A 16,815-nucleotide genomic window follows, 5' to 3' on the forward strand; every position below is an offset into this window, starting at 1 on the left:
GTCCTAAGTCGTGAGAGGCAAATTCATTGCCTACAATAAATCGTTTTAACAGTTTTTGTCTGGTTTATGAACAACGCATAATCGCGTCATTGTTATTCCGATTTCAACGCTGGCAGCCGCTTTGGCTGCTGTGCTATGTTCCGCTGAAACAAAAGTTACAGCGGAACATGGCAATGAAACAGATTGATGAGCGCCTGCGCAGCGAATATCCGCAATTGGCCCCTCAAGAGCAGCGGGTGGCCGACTTTATCTTCGATCACTTTGACGACCTGATTAGCTATAACAGCACCGAGTTGGCGCGCCTGAGCGGGGTGTCCAAGGCCACGGTCAGCCGTTTGTTCAAACGCCTGGGCTATGCCAGCTATCGCGCAATGCGTGACGAGCTGCGCACCCTGCGCCAAAGCGGTATGCCATTGACCGAGAACCGTGACGCGGTGCAGGGCAATACCTTGCTGGCTCGCCATTACCAGCAGGAAATGGCCAATCTGACGCACTGGGTGCAGCAGATTGATGCGGCACAGTTTGGCGCGGTGATCGCGGCCATGGGGCAATCCCGGCGGCTGCTGCTGTTGGGGATGCGCAACAGTTATCCCGTCGCGATGCATTTGCGCCAGCAACTGATGCAGGTACGTGAGCAGGTTTTGTTAATACCGCAGCCGGGCCAGACCTTGGCCGAAGATCTGGTGGATCTGGGGCCACAGGATATGGTGGTGGTAGTCGCGTTTCGCCGCCGTCCACGCCTGGCGCGAGAGATATTGCAACAGTTGCAGATCAAGCAGGTGCCAACGTTATTGATCTGCGAACCACAGGCCCAGGCGCTGATCCCGTTGGCTAGCTGGCATTTGATGACGCCGCTCGATAGCGTCTCGGCGTTTGACAGTTACTCCAGCGCCATGAGCCTGGCGAGCCTGCTGAGCAATGCGTTGCTGCATGACAGGTTGTCGCAAGGGCGGCAGCGTATTCATCAGGTCGCCAATCTGTTCAGCGATCTGGAGGAGTTGGAGCAGCGCTGAAGCGTTGGTTTTCACGCGGCTAAACGGGTGCTGCATGCTGCGTCTATTGATTCTTTAGTTGCAGATAAATAATTTAAGAATCTTTTGTTTCATCCTTTCTCGCTTGACGATAATCTAGCAATAACAAAAAACCGGCCGGTCGCAGACGTAGCAATCTCGAGGCTAAGTTATTAAGTTGACAAGGAATGAACATGCTAGCTATCAACCAATTCGATCAAATCAATCCACCGCACCGCCTACTGATGGGCCCAGGGCCGATCAATGCCGATCCGCGTGTGCTGCGTGCCATGTCCAGCCAGTTGATTGGCCAATACGATCCGGCCATGACCGGCTATATGAATCAGGTGATGGAGCTGTATCGCGCCCTGTTCCGAACGCAGAACCGCTGGACGATGCTGATAGACGGGACTTCGCGTGCCGGTATCGAGGCGATGCTGGTCTCTGCCATTCGGCCTGGCGATAAAGTGCTGGTGCCGGTATTTGGCCGTTTTGGCCATCTGTTGTGTGAAATCGCCCGCCGCTGCCGTGCCGAAGTGCACACCATCGAAGCGCCTTGGGGTGAAGTATTCAGTGCCGATCGGATCGAGGATGCGATCAAAAAAGTACGGCCACGGCTATTACTGACGGTGCAAGGAGATACCTCCACCACCATGCTGCAACCGCTGGCAGAATTGGGGGATATCTGCCGCCGCCACGGCGTCCTGTTCTATACCGATGCTACCGCCTCGTTCGCCGGTAACGAGTTGGAAACCGATGCCTGGGGTTTGGATGCGGTGTCAGCAGGGCTGCAAAAATGCCTCGGTGGCCCTTCCGGCAGTTCTCCAATCACCCTTAGCCCGCAGTTTGAAGAGATCGTGCGCCGCCGTAAGTGCGTTGAAGAGGGGATCCGTACCGTCGATCACACAGACGGTGACGACGAGATGATCTACTCCAACTATTTCGATCTCGGCATGATCATGGATTACTGGGGGCCGGAGCGCCTGAATCACCATACGGAAGCCACCAGCATGCTGTTTGCTGCGCGTGAATGTGCTCGGGTGATCCTGGAGGAGGGGCTGGATAACGCTATTGCCCGCCATAAATTGCATGGCGCGGCGATGTTGGCCGGGATCCAGGGAATGGGGATGGAGGTCTTTGGCGATATCGCCAACAAGATGAACAACGTGCTGGGCGTGGTGATCCCGCAGGGCATCCATGGCGAGCAGGTACGCCAGATGATGCTCAATGACTTCGCCATCGAAATCGGCACCTCGTTTGGCCCGTTACAGGGCAAGATCTGGCGGATTGGCACCATGGGGTATAACGCGCGGAAAGACTGCGTGCTGCAAACGTTGGCCGCGCTGGAAGCGGTACTCAACCGTCTCGGTTTTGTTAGCCGGCAAGGTGAAGCTATGCAGGCAGCATGGAACATTTACCAGGCCGAGCAGAACTGATGGCAATGCTGCTGACCCCTCTGGAAGCGGAACGAGCCGCGGCCAGAGTGATGGCTCGCTGCGACGAACTGGCGGCCATCAGCAGCACGCCGGGCCAACTGACGCGGGTTTATCTCTCCCCAGAACATTTACGCGCCAACCAGCTGGTTGGGAATTGGATGCGTGAGCTGGGGATGGAGGTCTGGCAAGACGGCGTGGGCAATATCTGTGGGCGTTACGAAGGGCGGCAACCGGCCGCACCGGCGCTGCTGCTTGGCTCTCATCTGGATACGGTGCGCAACGCGGGGCGCTATGATGGCATGCTGGGGGTTTTGACCGCGCTCGAGGTTGTCGCCTTGTTGCATAGCCGTAATCGGCGTTTGCCGCAGGCGATCGAGGTGATCGGTTTTGCCGACGAAGAGGGCACGCGTTTTGGCATTACCTTGCTCGGCAGCAAAGGGATCACCGGGCAGTGGGCAGAGGATTGGCTGGCATGTACCGATGCTGAGGGTATCAGCGTGGCCGAGGCTATGCGTGACGTGGGCCTTGATCCTGAGGCTGTGGGTTCTGCCGAGCGTGCACAAGACTCGATCTGCGCCTATCTCGAACTGCATATTGAGCAAGGGCCTTGTCTTGAGGCCGCCGGTCAGGCTCTGGGAGTGGTCACGGCGATTAACGGTGCTCGCCGCCTCAACTGTACTTTTACCGGACATTCTGGTCATGCAGGGACCGTGCCGATGGGGCAGCGCCGGGATGCGCTGGCTGCCGCCGCTGAATGGATGGTCACGGTTGAGCGGCACACCATGGAATACGATCCGCATGTGGTTGCCACGGTCGGTCAGATCGAAAGCTTACCGGGGGCTGTTAATGTGATCCCTGGGCAGGTCAGGTTATCCCTCGACGTGCGTGGCCCGCAGGATGTGCCGCTAGACGCGTTGCTGGCCGAATTACTGGCACATGCGCAGAACATTGGTGCGCGTCGCGGAGTCGGCTTCGACAGCGAGGAGTTCTACCGTATACCGGCTACCGCTTGTGACCCTCAGTTACAGCAGCGTTGGTATGACGCGGTAGTGCAGGTACAAGGGAGCAGCCCGATGTTGCCTAGCGGTGCGGGGCATGATGCCATTGCTGTCGCCGCCCGTTGGCCGGTGGGGATGCTGTTTGTCCGTTGTGCTGGGGGGATCAGCCATCATCCTGATGAGGCTGTAACCCCCTGCGACGTAGCGCAGGCAGTTCAGGCTTATTGCCAAATCGTGGCGAATTGGCCCGCGATATCCCCTACTCAGTCATGCAGTTGGAAGCCATCCGCATCACGCCAGGCAGGGAACGCGTTGCGGTAGGTTTGTAGCGTTTCCAGCGAAAGCTCGGCATCCAGCCTCGCCGCCTGGCCTGGTTCTGCGCTGGCCAACCGTTCCCCTTGCGGGCTGATAATCAGGCTGTCACCGCTATAACTCAGGCCGTTACCGTCCTCGCCCACGCGGTTGCACCCCGCCACGTAAATCTGGTTTTCAATCGCCCGTGCTGCCAGCAGCGTTTGCCAGTGCATGCTGCGCGCCGCAGGCCAGTTGGCCACGTACAGGGCCAGATCGTAATCCTGCTGATAGCGTGACCACACCGGGAAGCGCAGGTCATAGCAGATCTGCGGCAGGATACGCCAGCCGCGCCATTCGAAAATGGTGCGCTGTTTCCCAGCCTGATAGTGTTGGTGTTCACCGGCCATGCGGAACAGATGGCGTTTATCATAGCCATGCACCTTGCCGCCGGGTTCCACCAGCAGGAAACGGTTAACCGCCCCTTCGGCCGTTTTCAACGCTACGCTGCCACCCACCAAGGCGTTGGTTTTCACCGCCCAAGTGTGTAACCAGTCGATCACCTGTTGTTCAGGCAATGCGCTTTCCCCGGCATCCATAGCAAAGCCGGTAGTAAACATTTCCGGCAGTACAATCAGATCGCGGCCGGTCATTGAGGGCAACAAGGCATCGAAATGGCGCAGATTGGCCTCACCTTGGCGCCAGACCAGCGGTTGCTGCAACAGGGTGATTTTTAGAGTCGACATAGGCGCTCCGCAGCGGCATCCAGCGTGGCATCTTGCTTCGCGAAGCACAGCCGGATCAGTTTATGGGGGAAAGGATCTGCACAGAAAACGGACAGCGGGATCGCCGCCACGCCTGCGTGCTCGGTCAGCCAATGGCAGAAGGCGACGTCATCCAGATCGGAAATGGCGCTGTAATCGGCCAGCAAGAAGTAAGTGCCTTCACAGGGCAGAATTTCCAGCCTGCTGTTAGCTAACGCCTGCACAAAACGATCGCGTTTGGCTCGGTAGAACGCGGGTAGCTGCTGCCAGTGTTCTGGCTCATTGCGCAGCATATCGGCCAAGGCTAACTGGGCAGGGGTGTTGACCGAGAACGTCAGATACTGGTGAACCTTGCGCACCTCGGCACTTAACGTTGCCGGGGCCACGCAATAACCCACTTTCCAGCCGGTCATATGGAAGGTTTTGCCAAACGAGGAAACGGCGATCGCCCGCTGACGCAGTTGCGGATGGGCCAGCACGCTGGCGTGCCCCCCTTTGGCAAAACAGATATGTTCGTAAACCTCATCGCTGAGGATATAGATTTCACGATCGGCGATGGCGGCCCATAGCTGCTGCATATCCTCTGCCGACCATGCCGTGGCGGAGGGGTTCTGCGGAGTGTTGAGGATCACCAGTCGCGTGCGCGGTGAAAGCTGTTCGGCAAACCGTTGCCAATCGACCTTGAAGGCTGGCGGTTGCAGGGCAATGCGTTTCAGAACGCCGCCGGAAAGCTGTACCGCTGGCGCATAGCTGTCGTAGCTTGGGTCGAAGCAAATCACTTCGTCGCCGGAGCGTACCAGGGCGCTGATTGCAGCGAACAACGCTTCGGTTGCACCCGCAGTGACGGTCACTTCACTATTGGCATCGGGTTGCCAGCCGTAGAGCTGAGCGGTTTTCTCCGCAATGGCCTCACGCAGCGGCGCTGCGCCCGTCATCGGTGCGTATTGGTTTGCCCCCTGGCTGACGTGCCAGCTCAGGCGCTGTTTTAAATACTCCGGGCCATCAAAATCCGGGAAGCCCTGCGACAGGTTGATCGCCTGATGCTGCTGCGCCAGAGCGCTCATCTGGGTAAAGATGGTGGTGCCGAGGTCGGGTAACTTGCTGGCTGGGACAGGTGCGGTACTCATTCAGGCTCTTTCTCCTGGCGCTTATGTTGCGAATAATATAGCACGATGTTAATGTTTAGCAATCAAGACGTTTAGACGTCCGTAGCCATCAGGAAACAAGACGGAATGACAGAAAACCCGCAATTATCTGCCCTATTGGCCGCCTGCCACTGGATCGGTGAGAAAGGCTGGTGCCCGGCAACCGGCGGCAATATGTCGCTGCGCCTTGATACCCAACATTGCCTGGTAACCGAGTCCGGCAAAGACAAGGGCAGCCTGAGCGAACAGGATTTATTGCTGGTGGAAACGGCAAACAACCATGTCCCCAGCGGCCGTACGCCTTCGGCGGAAACCGGCCTGCACACGTTGATCTACCGCCTTTATCCCACCGTCGGTGCCATCCTGCATACCCATTCGGTCAATGCCACCGTGCTTTCCCGCGTGGAGAAAAGTGAAGCGCTGGTGCTGCAAGGATATGAAATGCAGAAATCCCTTAGCGGGCAGAAGAGCCATCTCGACAGCGTCAGCATCCCCATTTTTGATAACGACCAGGATATTCCGGCGCTGGCTGCGCGTGTTGCCGCATATGCCGAGGTAACGCCCTTGCAGTACGGTTTTCTGGTGCGCGGCCACGGCTTGTATTGCTGGGGCAAACAGGTGGAGGAAGCGCGCCGCCACCTTGAAGGGCTGGAATTCCTGTTCCAGTGCGAACTGCAACGCCGTTTACTGGAGGCTAAATGATCCGCGCCATCGTCACCGATATTGAAGGCACCACCAGCGATATCCGTTTTGTGCATCAGGTGCTGTTCCCCTATGCCCGTGAGCGGCTGGGGGAGTTTATCCGCAGCCATGCCAACGACGCCGAAGTTGCGGCTCCGCTTGCGGCATTGCGTGCAGAGATTGCGCAGCCGGACGCCGATAATGAGCGGCTTATTACCACCCTTTATCGCTTTATGGACGAAGATCGCAAATCGACCGCGCTGAAGGCCTTGCAGGGCATTATCTGGCGCAGCGGTTACCTGAACGGCGATTTTCAGGGGCATCTCTACCCGGAGGTGGCCGAACAGCTGGCCGCTTGGCAGCAGCAAGGATTGAAACTGTTCGTCTATTCTTCCGGCTCGGTTGAAGCGCAAAAGCTGCTGTTTGGTTACAGCGATGCGGGCGATCTGCAACCGCTGTTCAGCGGTTACTTTGATACGCACGTGGGGGCCAAGCGTGAAAGCCAGTCGTATCAGAATATCGCTAAGGCTATTGGCCTGGAGCCAACTGAACTGTTGTTCCTGTCCGATATCCATCAGGAACTGGACGCGGCGCGGCTGGCAGGTTGGCATACCTGCCAACTGATCCGTGACGCTGCCGATCCACAAAGCCAGCACCGGCAGGTTAACCGTTTTGATCACATCGAGTTAGGGGAGTTTGTCTAATGAGTGGATTGACCATTTTTAGCGATAAAGAGCCGCAGCAGCCGTTATGGCAGAGCCAGGATGCACAGGTTATTCAGCAGCAGTTGGCGCAGATTGGCGTACGTTTTGAGCGCTGGCAGGCCGATCGTGAGTTGGGCGAGAGCCCACAGCCAGAAGCGGTGATTGCCGCCTATCAGCATGAGATCGACCGGCTGGTGGCGGAAAAGGGCTACCAGAGCTGGGATGTGATCAGCATGCGTCCGGACAACGCCCAGCGTGAAGTGCTGCGGGAAAAATTCCTGGCCGAGCATACTCATGGCGAGGATGAAGTGCGCTTCTTTGTTGAAGGGGCAGGGCTGTTTTGCCTGCATCTCGAAGGCAAAATCTTCCAAATCCTGTGCGAGAAAAACGATCTGATCTCGGTGCCAGCCAATACTCGCCACTGGTTTGATATGGGCTCGGCCCCCAACTTCACCGCCATCCGCGTATTTGATAATCCGGAAGGTTGGGTGGCCCATTTCACCGGCGACCAGATTGCCAAGGCATATCCAAAGCTAGATTGAGGGGCAAAAGGTTACGCCAATGCGCGTTGGAAAATGCCGTCGGCAACCTGCTCTGGCGTAATGACGCCGCTATCCAACACCCAGCCGCTGATTAATGCTGCTGGAGTGACATCGAATGCCGGGTTGTAGGTTGGCGCATTGAGCGGTGCCCACTGGCAGGAACCAAAGCTACCGCTGACCCCCGTCACTTCCTCTGCCGCGCGCTGTTCGATAGGAATGGCCGCACCGTTCGGGCAATGAGGATCGTGCGTGGTGTGTGGGGCGGCCACGTAAAACGGAATACGGTGGTAATGGGCCAGCACCGCCAGGCTGTAAGTGCCGATTTTATTGGCCACGTCACCGTTGGCCGCAATGCGGTCTGCGCCTACCCAGACGGCATCGACCTGGCCCGTAGCCATCAGGCTGGCGGCCATGGAATCGCAGATCAAGCGGTAAGGAATGCCCAGCTCACCCAGTTCCCAGGCGGTAAGGCGGCCCCCTTGCAGCAACGGACGAGTTTCATCGACCCAAACCTGGGCGATCTTGCCTTGCTGATGCGCTCGCAATAGAACGCCAATCGCCGTGCCCACGCCCGCCGTCGCCAGTCCCCCGGTGTTGCAATGGGTGAGCAGGCGACTGCCCGGTTTCACCCACTCGGCCCCGTTATCGGCGATGCGATCGCACAGGGTCCGATCTTCCTCTACCAGGCGTAGCGCCTCTTCGGCCATCGCGCTCACCCAATCTGGTTGTGCCAAAGCCTGCTTCATACGATCCAGATTGTTCATCAGGTTCACCGCGGTCGGGCGTGAGGCGCGTAGCGTCTGTAATGCCTGCTCCAACTCTGCCTGCGACAGGCCACGCTCGGCCAACAGGGCGAGCAGCAGGCTGGCAGACAGCCCGATCAACGGTGCGCCACGCACCCGCAGGGCGCGGATATGCCCAACCAATTCGTCCACGCTGTCGCAGGGCAGCCAGCACGTTTCCTGCGGCAAAGCTTGCTGGTCGAGGATCTGGAGGCGGTTGTCTTGCAGGCTCAGGCTGGTGGTGTTAAGTGCTTGCATCAGTGGTTAAATCCTTGTGTGTTTCTTATTGCATCTGTGAACCCATTCTGCCAACATGACATCCGGATGTATAGACGTCCAAACGTTTTTGCGGCTAAAAATAAAAAAATCATCGCTATGGGAAAGAACAGAGGGGTTGGGGGATGTCACAATATCGTACGTTTACTGCTGCCGATGCCGTTGAATACGCGCGCCAATATGGTCAACTGGCCGATCCACAGGCGCTGGTGAGCGCCGACGAGATCGGCGATGGCAATCTGAACCTGGTGTTTAAAATCCGTGATGCTGACGGCGTCAGCCGGGTGATTGTCAAACAGGCGCTGCCGTACGTGCGTTGCGTGGGGGAATCCTGGCCGTTGACGCTGGATCGGGCGCGTATCGAAGCGGAAACGCTGCTGATCCACGGGGCGCTGTGCCCGCGCCACACGGTGCAGGTGCTGCATCACGATCCTGAGCTGGCGGTGATGGTGCAAGAAGATCTCTCTGACCATCACATCTGGCGCAGCGAACTGGTGAAGGGGCGTTACTATCCGCTGGCTGCCGGGCAACTGGCGGAATACCTGGCGCAAACGCTGTTCCACACCTCTGATTTTTACCAGACCGCACAGCTGAAAAAGGCCGAAGTCAGCCGTTTCACCAACCCGGAGCTGTGCCAGATCACCGAAGATCTGTTTTTCAGCGATCCTTACCAGGATCATGAGCGTAATCAGTTTGACGAGGCGCTGTTGCCGCAGGTGCAGGCGCTACGCAATGACGCGGCGCTGAAGTTGGCGGTGGCCGGGCTGAAACATCGTTTCCTGAGCAAGGCCGAAGCGCTGCTGCACGGTGATATTCACAGCGGTTCGATCTTTGTCGCGGAAGGCAAGCTGAAGGCGATCGACGCCGAGTTCGGCTTCTACGGGCCGATCGGTTTTGATATTGGCACTGCATTGGGCAACCTGCTGCTGAACTATTGCGGGTTACCTGGGCTGTTTGGCCCGCGTGATGCGGCGGCTGGGCGTGAGCAGCGGTTGCAGGATGTGCGTGAGCTGTGGCTGATCTTTGCCGATCGCTTTCTGGCGCTGTGTCACCAACATAGTCGTGATGCAACGCTGGCGCTGCCGGGCTATGCCGAGCAGTTCCTGCAACAGGTATGGACGGATGCGGTGGGCTACTGCGGTACGGAGCTGATACGCCGCACTATCGGGCTGGCGCACGTGGCCGATCTGGACAGTATCACCGATGTGGAAATGCGTGCCGAATGTCAGCGCAACGCCCTCAATCTGGGCCGTGCGCTGATCGTCAACGCGCCGCACATAGAACACATCGATGCCTTGCTGGCCCGTATCCGCCAACATGGCTGAGCCAATCTGAATCTGCAATGAAAAAGGGGCGATCCTTAACGGTATCGCCCCTTTGGCATTTACGGCCGCTGAAGGTTATGCGGCTTCAGTCTGCTTCTGGCGTTTTTCCAGCTTTACTGGCTTTACCGGCTGTTGCGCCGCCAGCGCGTCTGGCGCAAAGTCATCGACGTTGATTGAACGCAGACGGCTCTCTTCCGCTTTCACCAGGATCTTGGCTTCGTCGGCGCTGATTTTGCCTTCATCCAGTGCACGCTGTGCCAGACGATCCAGACGGGTGAACGGCAGGTTCTTACCCGCTTGCTTGCACAGGCGCTGGTGGATAGGTTCTGCGGCTATCACGTCCAGCAGCGCGGCTTCCAGCAGGCCAACCGGGTTATGCTCGCTTGGCGTCAGGTATTGGCCACGGCCAAGGCGGCTACGGGTGGCAGAAGGCTGTTGGATAATCTTCGCCAACTGATGGTCCAGCTTATCCGAAGGTGCGGTATGCACGCGACCGAATGGGAACACCACCAGGCGCATCACCCCGGCGATAAAGCGGTTAGGGAAGTTGCGCAGCAAATCGTCCAGCGCTTGCTCTGCCTGGTTCAGGCTGTCTTGCACGCCCCAGTGAACCAATGGCAGATCTTCTTTCTGACGCCCTTCATCTTCAAAACGTTTCAGCGTGGCCGAGGCCAGGTACATCTGGCTCAGCACGTCACCCAGACGGGCAGAGATACGCTCGCGGCGCTTCAGGCTACCGCCCAGCACGCCCATGGAAACGTCAGACAGCAACGCCAGGTTGGCGCTCAGACGGTTGAGCTGCTGATAGTAGCGGCGTGTAGCATCTTTGGTTGGCGTGCTGCTGGTGCGGCCATTGGTCAGGCCAAGCCACAGGCTGCGCATTTTGCTGCTGCCGACGTGGCCGAGGTGGCCAAACAGAGCCTGGTCGAAGCTGTGTAGATCGTTGTTCTGCGCGGCTGCCATTTCGGTCAGTACATAAGGATGGCAGCGGATCGCGCCCTGGCCGAAGATCATCATGGTACGGGTCAGGATATTGGCACCTTCTACCGTGATGGCGATTGGCGCGCCCTGGTAGGCACGGGCCAGGAAGTTGGCTTCGCCCAGCATGATGCCTTTACCTCCGGTGATATCCATCGCATCAATGATGGCCTGCTGGCCACGGTGGGTACAATGGTATTTCACGATGGCAGACAGCACCGCAGGTTTTTCGCCCTGCATCAACGCATAGGTGATCAGCGAGGCGGCTGCATCCATTACGTAGGTGTTACCGGCAATACGTGCCAGTGGTTCTTCAATCCCTTCCATCTTACCGATAGAGATTTTGAACTGGCGGCGAATATGGGCGTAAGCACCGGTCGCCAAAGCCACCGATTTCAGGCTGCCGGTGGAGTTGGACGGCAGTGTGATACCACGGCCAACCGACAGGCATTCAACCAGCATCCGCCAGCCTTGACCGGCCATTTTTGGCCCGCCAATGATGTAATCGATCGGCACGAACACGTCGTTGCCGCGGGTTGGGCCATTCTGGAACGGCACGTTGAGCGGGAAGTGACGGTTACCGATCTCTACCCCTGGGGTGTTGGTTGGGATCAACGCACAGGTGATCCCGGGGGATTCGTTATCGCTCAGCAGGCGGCTTGGGTCATGCAGCTTGAAGGCCAGCCCCAGTACGGTGGCAATCGGCGCCAGGGTAATGTAGCGTTTGTTCCAGGTCAGGCGCATGCCCAGCACCTGCTTGCCTTGCCATTCGCCCATGCACACGGTGCCTACGTCCGGGATGGCCCCAGCGTCGGAACCTGCTTCTGGGCTGGTCAGGGCGAAACAAGGAATTTCGTCGCCGCGCGCCAGGCCTGGCAGATAGTGATCTTTCTGTTCTTCAGTGCCGTAATGTTGTAGCAGTTCGCCTGGGCCGAGGGAGTTAGGCACGCCGACGGTGATCGCCAGAATACCTGAGACACCCGCCAGTTTTTGCAGGACGCGGGCCTGAGCATAAGGGGAGAATTCCAGCCCGCCGTACTCTTTCTTGATGATCATCGCAAAGAAGCGGTGCTCTTTCAGATAGGCCCACAGCTCCGGCGGCAGATCGGCCAGTTCGTGGGTGATCTCGAAGTCATTGGCCATGCGGCAGGCTTCTTCTACCGGGCCGTCGATAAAGGCTTGCTCTTCTTCCGTCAGCTTAGGCTGCGGATAGTTGTGCAGCTTGTTCCAATCCGGTTGGCCGCGGAACAGATCGCCTTCCCACCAGGTGGTCCCGGCGTCGATGGCTTCTTTTTCCGTGGTGGACATTGGCGGCATCACTTTGCGGAAAGCGCGCAGTGCAGGGGCAGAAAGCAGCGAGCGGCGCAGCGAAACGATGTTCAGCGGCAGCAGCACGATTGCCAGCGGTACCAGCATCCAGTAGGTCCAGAGGCCGATAGCGCCCATGGCCGCAGTAAAGGCCAACAGCAGCAGACTGCTGAGAGCCAGGTTCACTCGGTGATAAAACACCACACCAATGAGCGCGAGTAGAACAACGATACTAAGAACCATCATAAGAAGCTCCGAAGTAGTAAGAGGTCTGACCTGTTGTGTATATCTAATGGTTTTAGTCCATACCCATTTTTTTATCAATGTATTTACACTTTAATTACAACTTAAGTCACAAACTGACAGCATCAATTGTCAAAAAATCGCCGGGTCGGTTCACACTAGCGCTGTTTGCTTCGCAACGCTTCTAGGTTTTTCTGCAATCCGTTACACTGCAAGACGAAAGATTGACGATGCCACCGCACAACTTGAGGCGATCTCTATGTACCACGATTTAATTCGCAGTGAACTGAATGAAGCGGCTGATACTCTGGCGAAATTCCTCAGCGATGACGCCAACATTGATACTATCCAACGCGCGGCAGTGCTGCTGGCGGACTCCTTTAAAGCCGGCGGGAAAGTGATTTCCTGCGGTAACGGTGGCTCGCATTGTGATGCGATGCACTTCGCAGAAGAGCTGACTGGCCGCTACCGTGAGAATCGCCCGGGCTATCCGGCCATCGCGATTTCTGACGTTAGCCACCTGTCCTGCGTCAGCAATGATTTTGGCTATGAATACGTGTTTTCCCGCTATGTGGAATCCGTAGGCCGCGAAGGCGACGTGCTGCTGGGGATCTCCACCTCCGGCAACTCTGGCAACATCATCAAAGCCATTGAAGCAGCCCGTGCCAAGGGGATGAAAGTGATCACCCTGACCGGCAAAGACGGTGGCAAAATGGCCGGTAGCGCCGACGTGGAAATCCGCGTACCGCACTTTGGCTACGCCGACCGTATCCAGGAAATCCATATTAAAGCGATCCACATCTTGATCCTGTTGATCGAAAAAGAGATGGTTAAGGCTTAATAGCGAGATCAGCATTAAATCTAGGGCGTGGCTTAAAGCTGCGCCCTTATACCAATGTCAGTAGTCCTCAAGGGGTGGCAATCGATGTGTGAACTGCTCGGGATGAGCGCCAACGTACCAACCGACATCTGCTTTAGCTTTACCGGGCTGGTACAGCGCGGTGGCCGAACCGGGCCACATAAAGATGGCTGGGGCATTACCTTCTATGAAGGCAACGGTTGTCGCACATTCAAGGATCCCCAACCCAGCTTTAATTCACCTATTGCCCGCCTGGTGCAGGAATACCCGATCAAGTCCTGTGCCGTGGTCTCCCACATCCGCCAGGCTAATCGCGGTGAAGTGGCGCTGGAAAATACCCATCCCTTTACCCGTGAGCTGTGGGGCCGCAACTGGACTTACGCTCACAATGGGCAACTGAAAGGCTATCGCCAACTGGCGACCGGCAACTTCCGTCCGGTAGGGCAGACCGACAGTGAATATGCCTTCTGCTGGCTGTTACACCAGCTGGCACTGAAATACCCACGCACTCCCAGCAACTGGCCAGCCGTATTTCGCTATATCGCGTTATTGGCCGACCGGCTCAGAGAGAAAGGGGTATTTAATATGCTGTTGTCAGATGGGCGCTTTGTGATGGCCTATTGCTCCACCAACCTTTACTGGATCACCCGGCGAGCACCGTTTGGCAAAGCCACCTTGCTCGATCAGGACGTAGAGATTGATTTTCAGCGGCAGACCACGCCGGATGACGTGGTCACGGTCATTGCGACTCAACCGCTGACGGGCAATGAAACCTGGCACAAGATTGCACCAGGCGAGTTTGCGTTATTTCACTACGGTGAGCGGCTGGCTGCGGGCGAACGGGTTGTTGCTGGTCTCAATCGTTGAGGCGTACTGCGTTGGCTGACCGCTGCCAATCACCGGCTGTGCCAACACATATTGGCCGTTGGCTACGCTAACCAGCGGCGGCTGACGGTTTTTGACGAAGTAGTCATAACCCGGTTTCAACTGACGCCAGAAGCTGATGTAGGTTGAAGAACGGTGGCGTTGCAGATTCTGTTCGGTCATGCGGAACGGATAAATGCTGATGTCCACCCGGCTTTGCCCATGGGCAAACGCCGCCTCAACGTAACGATAGATATCGTCCATATAGGTGTTGGTCATCGCGTAGCAACCAATCGATTTGCATTCCCCGTGGATCATCAGATAGGCACCGGAATATCCCTGCGCTTTATCGTAATCATTCGGGAAACCGATATTGATGGCGCGATAATATTTGCTGTCTGGTTTCAGATGGCGGGTGTCGACGCTATAAAAGCCTTCGGGGCTTTTAAAATCCCCTTCACGGCGCTTCGGACCAAGCCCTCCGGAGAAGTTACAGATAGGAAAGCTATTCACCAGACGGAATTCGTTACCCATCTTGGCGTACAACTCCAGCTTGCGTTCTTCTTTGAATATCTGGATATAGACCGGTGAACCTAATAACTGCTGTGCAACCAAAGGGGACTGGGGAGCCGGGGCTGGCTCACTGGCGCTGCACGCCGTGATCAGCGGCGTACAAAATAGCATCGCAAACAACAGCGCGATTTTGCTCATTCTTAATTTATCCTGCTTATATTTATTTGCTGGTGTAGAGAACGTAGCCAGCATGCCACTGACGAGATGTCGTATTTAACCCCGTCAGATTACCAGCGTGTTGTTTTTTAGCAATATGCGAAGTGTATAAAAAAACTACAATCTTCGGTAAAAGTGAAATGAACCCACGTTTTTAACGAGTAGTGTCAAGGTATAACAGCTGTTTAATTGCATTTCCTCGACTCAGGTCACTAGATAGCACGGAAAAATTCCGTCGAAAATGTTAATATCTTACCCATGCTGCAGCGTTATTAATCGGTGATCAGTACGGGGATATTGTGTGAAATAGCAACAATTCCACCATCGTTGATAGCAATGTTTTAACATTTTGCAGTATTGGCTTAATCATTGACCTTGATGTCGGCGGTCAGTGTGAATATTTCAAGTTGGGCATGAGGTCATCGTGTTCATCCGGAGGGGGCTTGGGTCACCTCATCATCCTGCATGCTTTGTGCCTGCCTCTGGGTTGGTTGGGCGTGTAAAAATTCAAAACATCGTAAAAATCCTATGATCAAAATAAAAAAAGGGTTAGATCTGCCAATAGCTGGGGCCCCTTCGCAGGCGATCCAGGATGGCCCAGCGGTCACGCAAGTGGCGCTGCTCGGCCAGGAATATGTTGGTATGCGCCCCTCCATGTTGGTACAGGTTGGCGATCGTGTTAAAAAAGGCCAGGCGCTGTTTGAAGATAAGAAGATCCCTGGGGTTTTCTTCACGGCACCGGCCAGCGGGCAGATCGCCGCTATCAATCGCGGCGAACGCCGCATGCTGCAATCGGTGGTGATTGACATCGACAACGGCGGCGAAGAGCAGGTGGAACTGGCCTATTATCAGCAGGCCGATTTGCCGATGCTGGAGCGCCAACAGGTTGAAAGCGATCTGATCGCCAGTGGCCTGTGGACCGCACTGCGTACTCGCCCATTTAGCAGAACCCCCCGGCCTGGCATTTCACCGCGCGCTATTTTCGTCAGCGCTATCGATACTCAGCCGCTGGCAGCGGATCCGTTGGTGATCATCAACGAGCAATTGGCGGCATTCAATGCCGGGCTGACGGTATTGGCACGCCTGACAGACGGCAAGGTGCACGTCTGCCACGCAGCGGGTACTCGGCTGGATACGGCTGCCGGCGCGCAGATTGATTACAACGAGTTTGCTGGCCCGCACCCTGCGGGGTTGGTGGGCACGCATATTCACTTCCTGGAGCCGGTCAGCCTGAAGAAAACCGTTTGGCATATCGGTTATCAGGACGTGATCGCCATCGGCACCCTGTTTACTACCGGCAAGCTGGATACCCAGCGCGTGGTCGCCTTGGCGGGGCCACAGGTGGAACAGCCGGTGCTGCTGCGCACCCGTTTAGGGGCTAGCCTGGATCAACTGACGGCGGGCCGCCTGAAGGCCGGTGAGAACCGGGTGATTTCCGGCTCGGTGCTGAGCGGCTTCCATGCCAGCGGCCCGAGTGCCTGGCTTGGCCGTTTCCACAACCAGGTTTCGGTGTTGCTGGAAGGCCGGGAGAAAGAGCTGTTCGGCTGGATTGCTCCGGCATCGGACAAGTTCTCCATCACTCGTACCACGCTGGGCCATTTCCTCAAGCACAAGCTGTTCGCTTTCTCCACCACCACCAACGGCGGTGAGCGTTCGATGGTGCCGATCGGCAATTATGAGCGGGTGATGCCGCTGGATATTCTGCCGACGCATCTGCTGCGCGATCTGCTGGCGGGCGATACGGACAGTGCCCAGGCGCTGGGCTGTCTGGAGCTGGATGAAGAAGATCTGGCGTTGTGTACCTTCGTTTGCCCCGGCAAGTATGAATATGGCCCGGTGCTGCGCGAAGTGCTGACCAAGATTGAGCAGGAAGGATAACC

Annotated in this window: 15 protein-coding genes; 10 read left to right on the plus strand and 5 right to left on the minus strand. The window is 56.8% G+C overall.

The annotated features are described in order from the left end of the window. The first annotated feature begins 173 nt into the window (after positions 1-173). The 3 genes from KGP17_RS05205 (at position 174) to hpxK (ending at position 3,765) form a co-directional block, all read left to right on the plus strand. A complete protein-coding gene (locus KGP17_RS05205) occupies positions 174-1,013 on the plus strand; it encodes a MurR/RpiR family transcriptional regulator (protein ID WP_021181942.1) in 840 nt (279 codons plus the stop codon). 191 nt (positions 1,014-1,204) lie between these two features. After that, the gene (locus KGP17_RS05210; RefSeq protein ID WP_209523797.1) at positions 1,205-2,446 is read left to right on the plus strand and encodes an alanine--glyoxylate aminotransferase family protein; all 1,242 of its coding nucleotides are present in this window, start codon (positions 1,205-1,207) and stop codon (positions 2,444-2,446) included. After that, positions 2,446-3,765, plus strand: coding sequence for an allantoate amidohydrolase (gene hpxK / locus KGP17_RS05215; RefSeq protein ID WP_071784843.1), 1,320 nt, complete (start codon positions 2,446-2,448; stop codon positions 3,763-3,765). Before KGP17_RS05210 ends, hpxK begins: the two co-directional genes overlap by 1 nt. Here hpxK and KGP17_RS05220 read toward each other — a convergent pair. Beyond that, positions 3,708-4,481 (minus strand): amidohydrolase, encoded by a 774-nt coding sequence (locus KGP17_RS05220; RefSeq protein WP_209528247.1) that lies wholly within the window; start codon positions 4,479-4,481, stop codon positions 3,708-3,710. The two genes, hpxK and KGP17_RS05220, sit on opposite strands and share 58 nt — an antisense overlap. Next, the gene (locus tag KGP17_RS05225; protein ID WP_094983023.1) at positions 4,469-5,626 is read right to left on the minus strand and encodes a pyridoxal phosphate-dependent aminotransferase; all 1,158 of its coding nucleotides are present in this window, start codon (positions 5,624-5,626) and stop codon (positions 4,469-4,471) included. The genes KGP17_RS05220 and KGP17_RS05225 overlap by 13 nt, the downstream gene beginning before the upstream one ends. 105 nt (positions 5,627-5,731) lie before the next feature. Here KGP17_RS05225 and KGP17_RS05230 point away from each other — a divergent pair, with 105 nt between their 5' ends. Genes KGP17_RS05230 through KGP17_RS05240 form a run of 3 tightly spaced genes read left to right on the plus strand, consistent with a single transcriptional unit; the run spans position 5,732 to position 7,571 of the window. Continuing rightward, positions 5,732-6,346 (plus strand): methylthioribulose 1-phosphate dehydratase, encoded by a 615-nt coding sequence (locus tag KGP17_RS05230; RefSeq protein WP_021805604.1) that lies wholly within the window; start codon positions 5,732-5,734, stop codon positions 6,344-6,346. Continuing rightward, entirely contained in the window at positions 6,343-7,029 is a 687-nt protein-coding gene (gene mtnC, locus KGP17_RS05235) for an acireductone synthase (protein ID WP_166734229.1), read from the plus strand. Before KGP17_RS05230 ends, mtnC begins: the two co-directional genes overlap by 4 nt. Beyond that, on the plus strand, positions 7,029-7,571 hold the full coding sequence (locus KGP17_RS05240; RefSeq protein ID WP_223498969.1) for an acireductone dioxygenase: 543 nt from the start codon (positions 7,029-7,031) through the stop codon (positions 7,569-7,571). Before mtnC ends, KGP17_RS05240 begins: the two co-directional genes overlap by 1 nt. An 11-nt stretch (positions 7,572-7,582) precedes the next feature. Here the strand turns inward: KGP17_RS05240 and mtnA are convergent, their stop codons facing one another. After that, positions 7,583-8,611, minus strand: coding sequence for an S-methyl-5-thioribose-1-phosphate isomerase (gene mtnA / locus KGP17_RS05245; protein ID WP_059199925.1), 1,029 nt, complete (start codon positions 8,609-8,611; stop codon positions 7,583-7,585). A gap of 143 nt (positions 8,612-8,754) precedes the next feature. Here mtnA and mtnK point away from each other — a divergent pair, with 143 nt between their 5' ends. Next, on the plus strand, positions 8,755-9,954 hold the full coding sequence (gene mtnK / locus KGP17_RS05250; RefSeq protein WP_021805600.1) for an S-methyl-5-thioribose kinase: 1,200 nt from the start codon (positions 8,755-8,757) through the stop codon (positions 9,952-9,954). 75 nt (positions 9,955-10,029) lie between these two features. Here the strand turns inward: mtnK and fadE are convergent, their stop codons facing one another. Then, positions 10,030-12,486, minus strand: coding sequence for an acyl-CoA dehydrogenase FadE (gene fadE / locus KGP17_RS05255; RefSeq protein ID WP_037375284.1), 2,457 nt, complete (start codon positions 12,484-12,486; stop codon positions 10,030-10,032). Between the two features lie 256 nt (positions 12,487-12,742). On the opposite strand from fadE, the gene lpcA reads away from it, so the two are divergent. Together lpcA and KGP17_RS05265 are read left to right on the plus strand one after the other, a co-directional pair. Beyond that, positions 12,743-13,324, plus strand: coding sequence for a D-sedoheptulose 7-phosphate isomerase (gene lpcA / locus KGP17_RS05260; protein ID WP_021181931.1), 582 nt, complete (start codon positions 12,743-12,745; stop codon positions 13,322-13,324). Positions 13,325-13,408: 84 nt separating this feature from the next. Beyond that, a complete protein-coding gene (locus KGP17_RS05265) occupies positions 13,409-14,209 on the plus strand; it encodes a class II glutamine amidotransferase (RefSeq protein WP_024483642.1) in 801 nt (266 codons plus the stop codon). Here KGP17_RS05265 and dpaA read toward each other — a convergent pair. Continuing rightward, complete coding sequence (gene dpaA / locus KGP17_RS05270; protein ID WP_021805598.1) at positions 14,147-14,917, minus strand: peptidoglycan meso-diaminopimelic acid protein amidase; 771 nt, start codon at positions 14,915-14,917, stop codon at positions 14,147-14,149. The two genes, KGP17_RS05265 and dpaA, sit on opposite strands and share 63 nt — an antisense overlap. 546 nt (positions 14,918-15,463) lie before the next feature. Here dpaA and KGP17_RS05275 point away from each other — a divergent pair. Beyond that, positions 15,464-16,813 (plus strand): Na(+)-translocating NADH-quinone reductase subunit A, encoded by a 1,350-nt coding sequence (locus KGP17_RS05275; RefSeq protein ID WP_223498970.1) that lies wholly within the window; start codon positions 15,464-15,466, stop codon positions 16,811-16,813. Positions 16,814-16,815 lie beyond the last annotated feature (2 nt).

Source organism: Serratia sp. JSRIV001 (assembly GCF_019968745.1).
Lineage (GTDB): Bacteria > Pseudomonadota > Gammaproteobacteria > Enterobacterales > Enterobacteriaceae > Chania > Chania fonticola_B.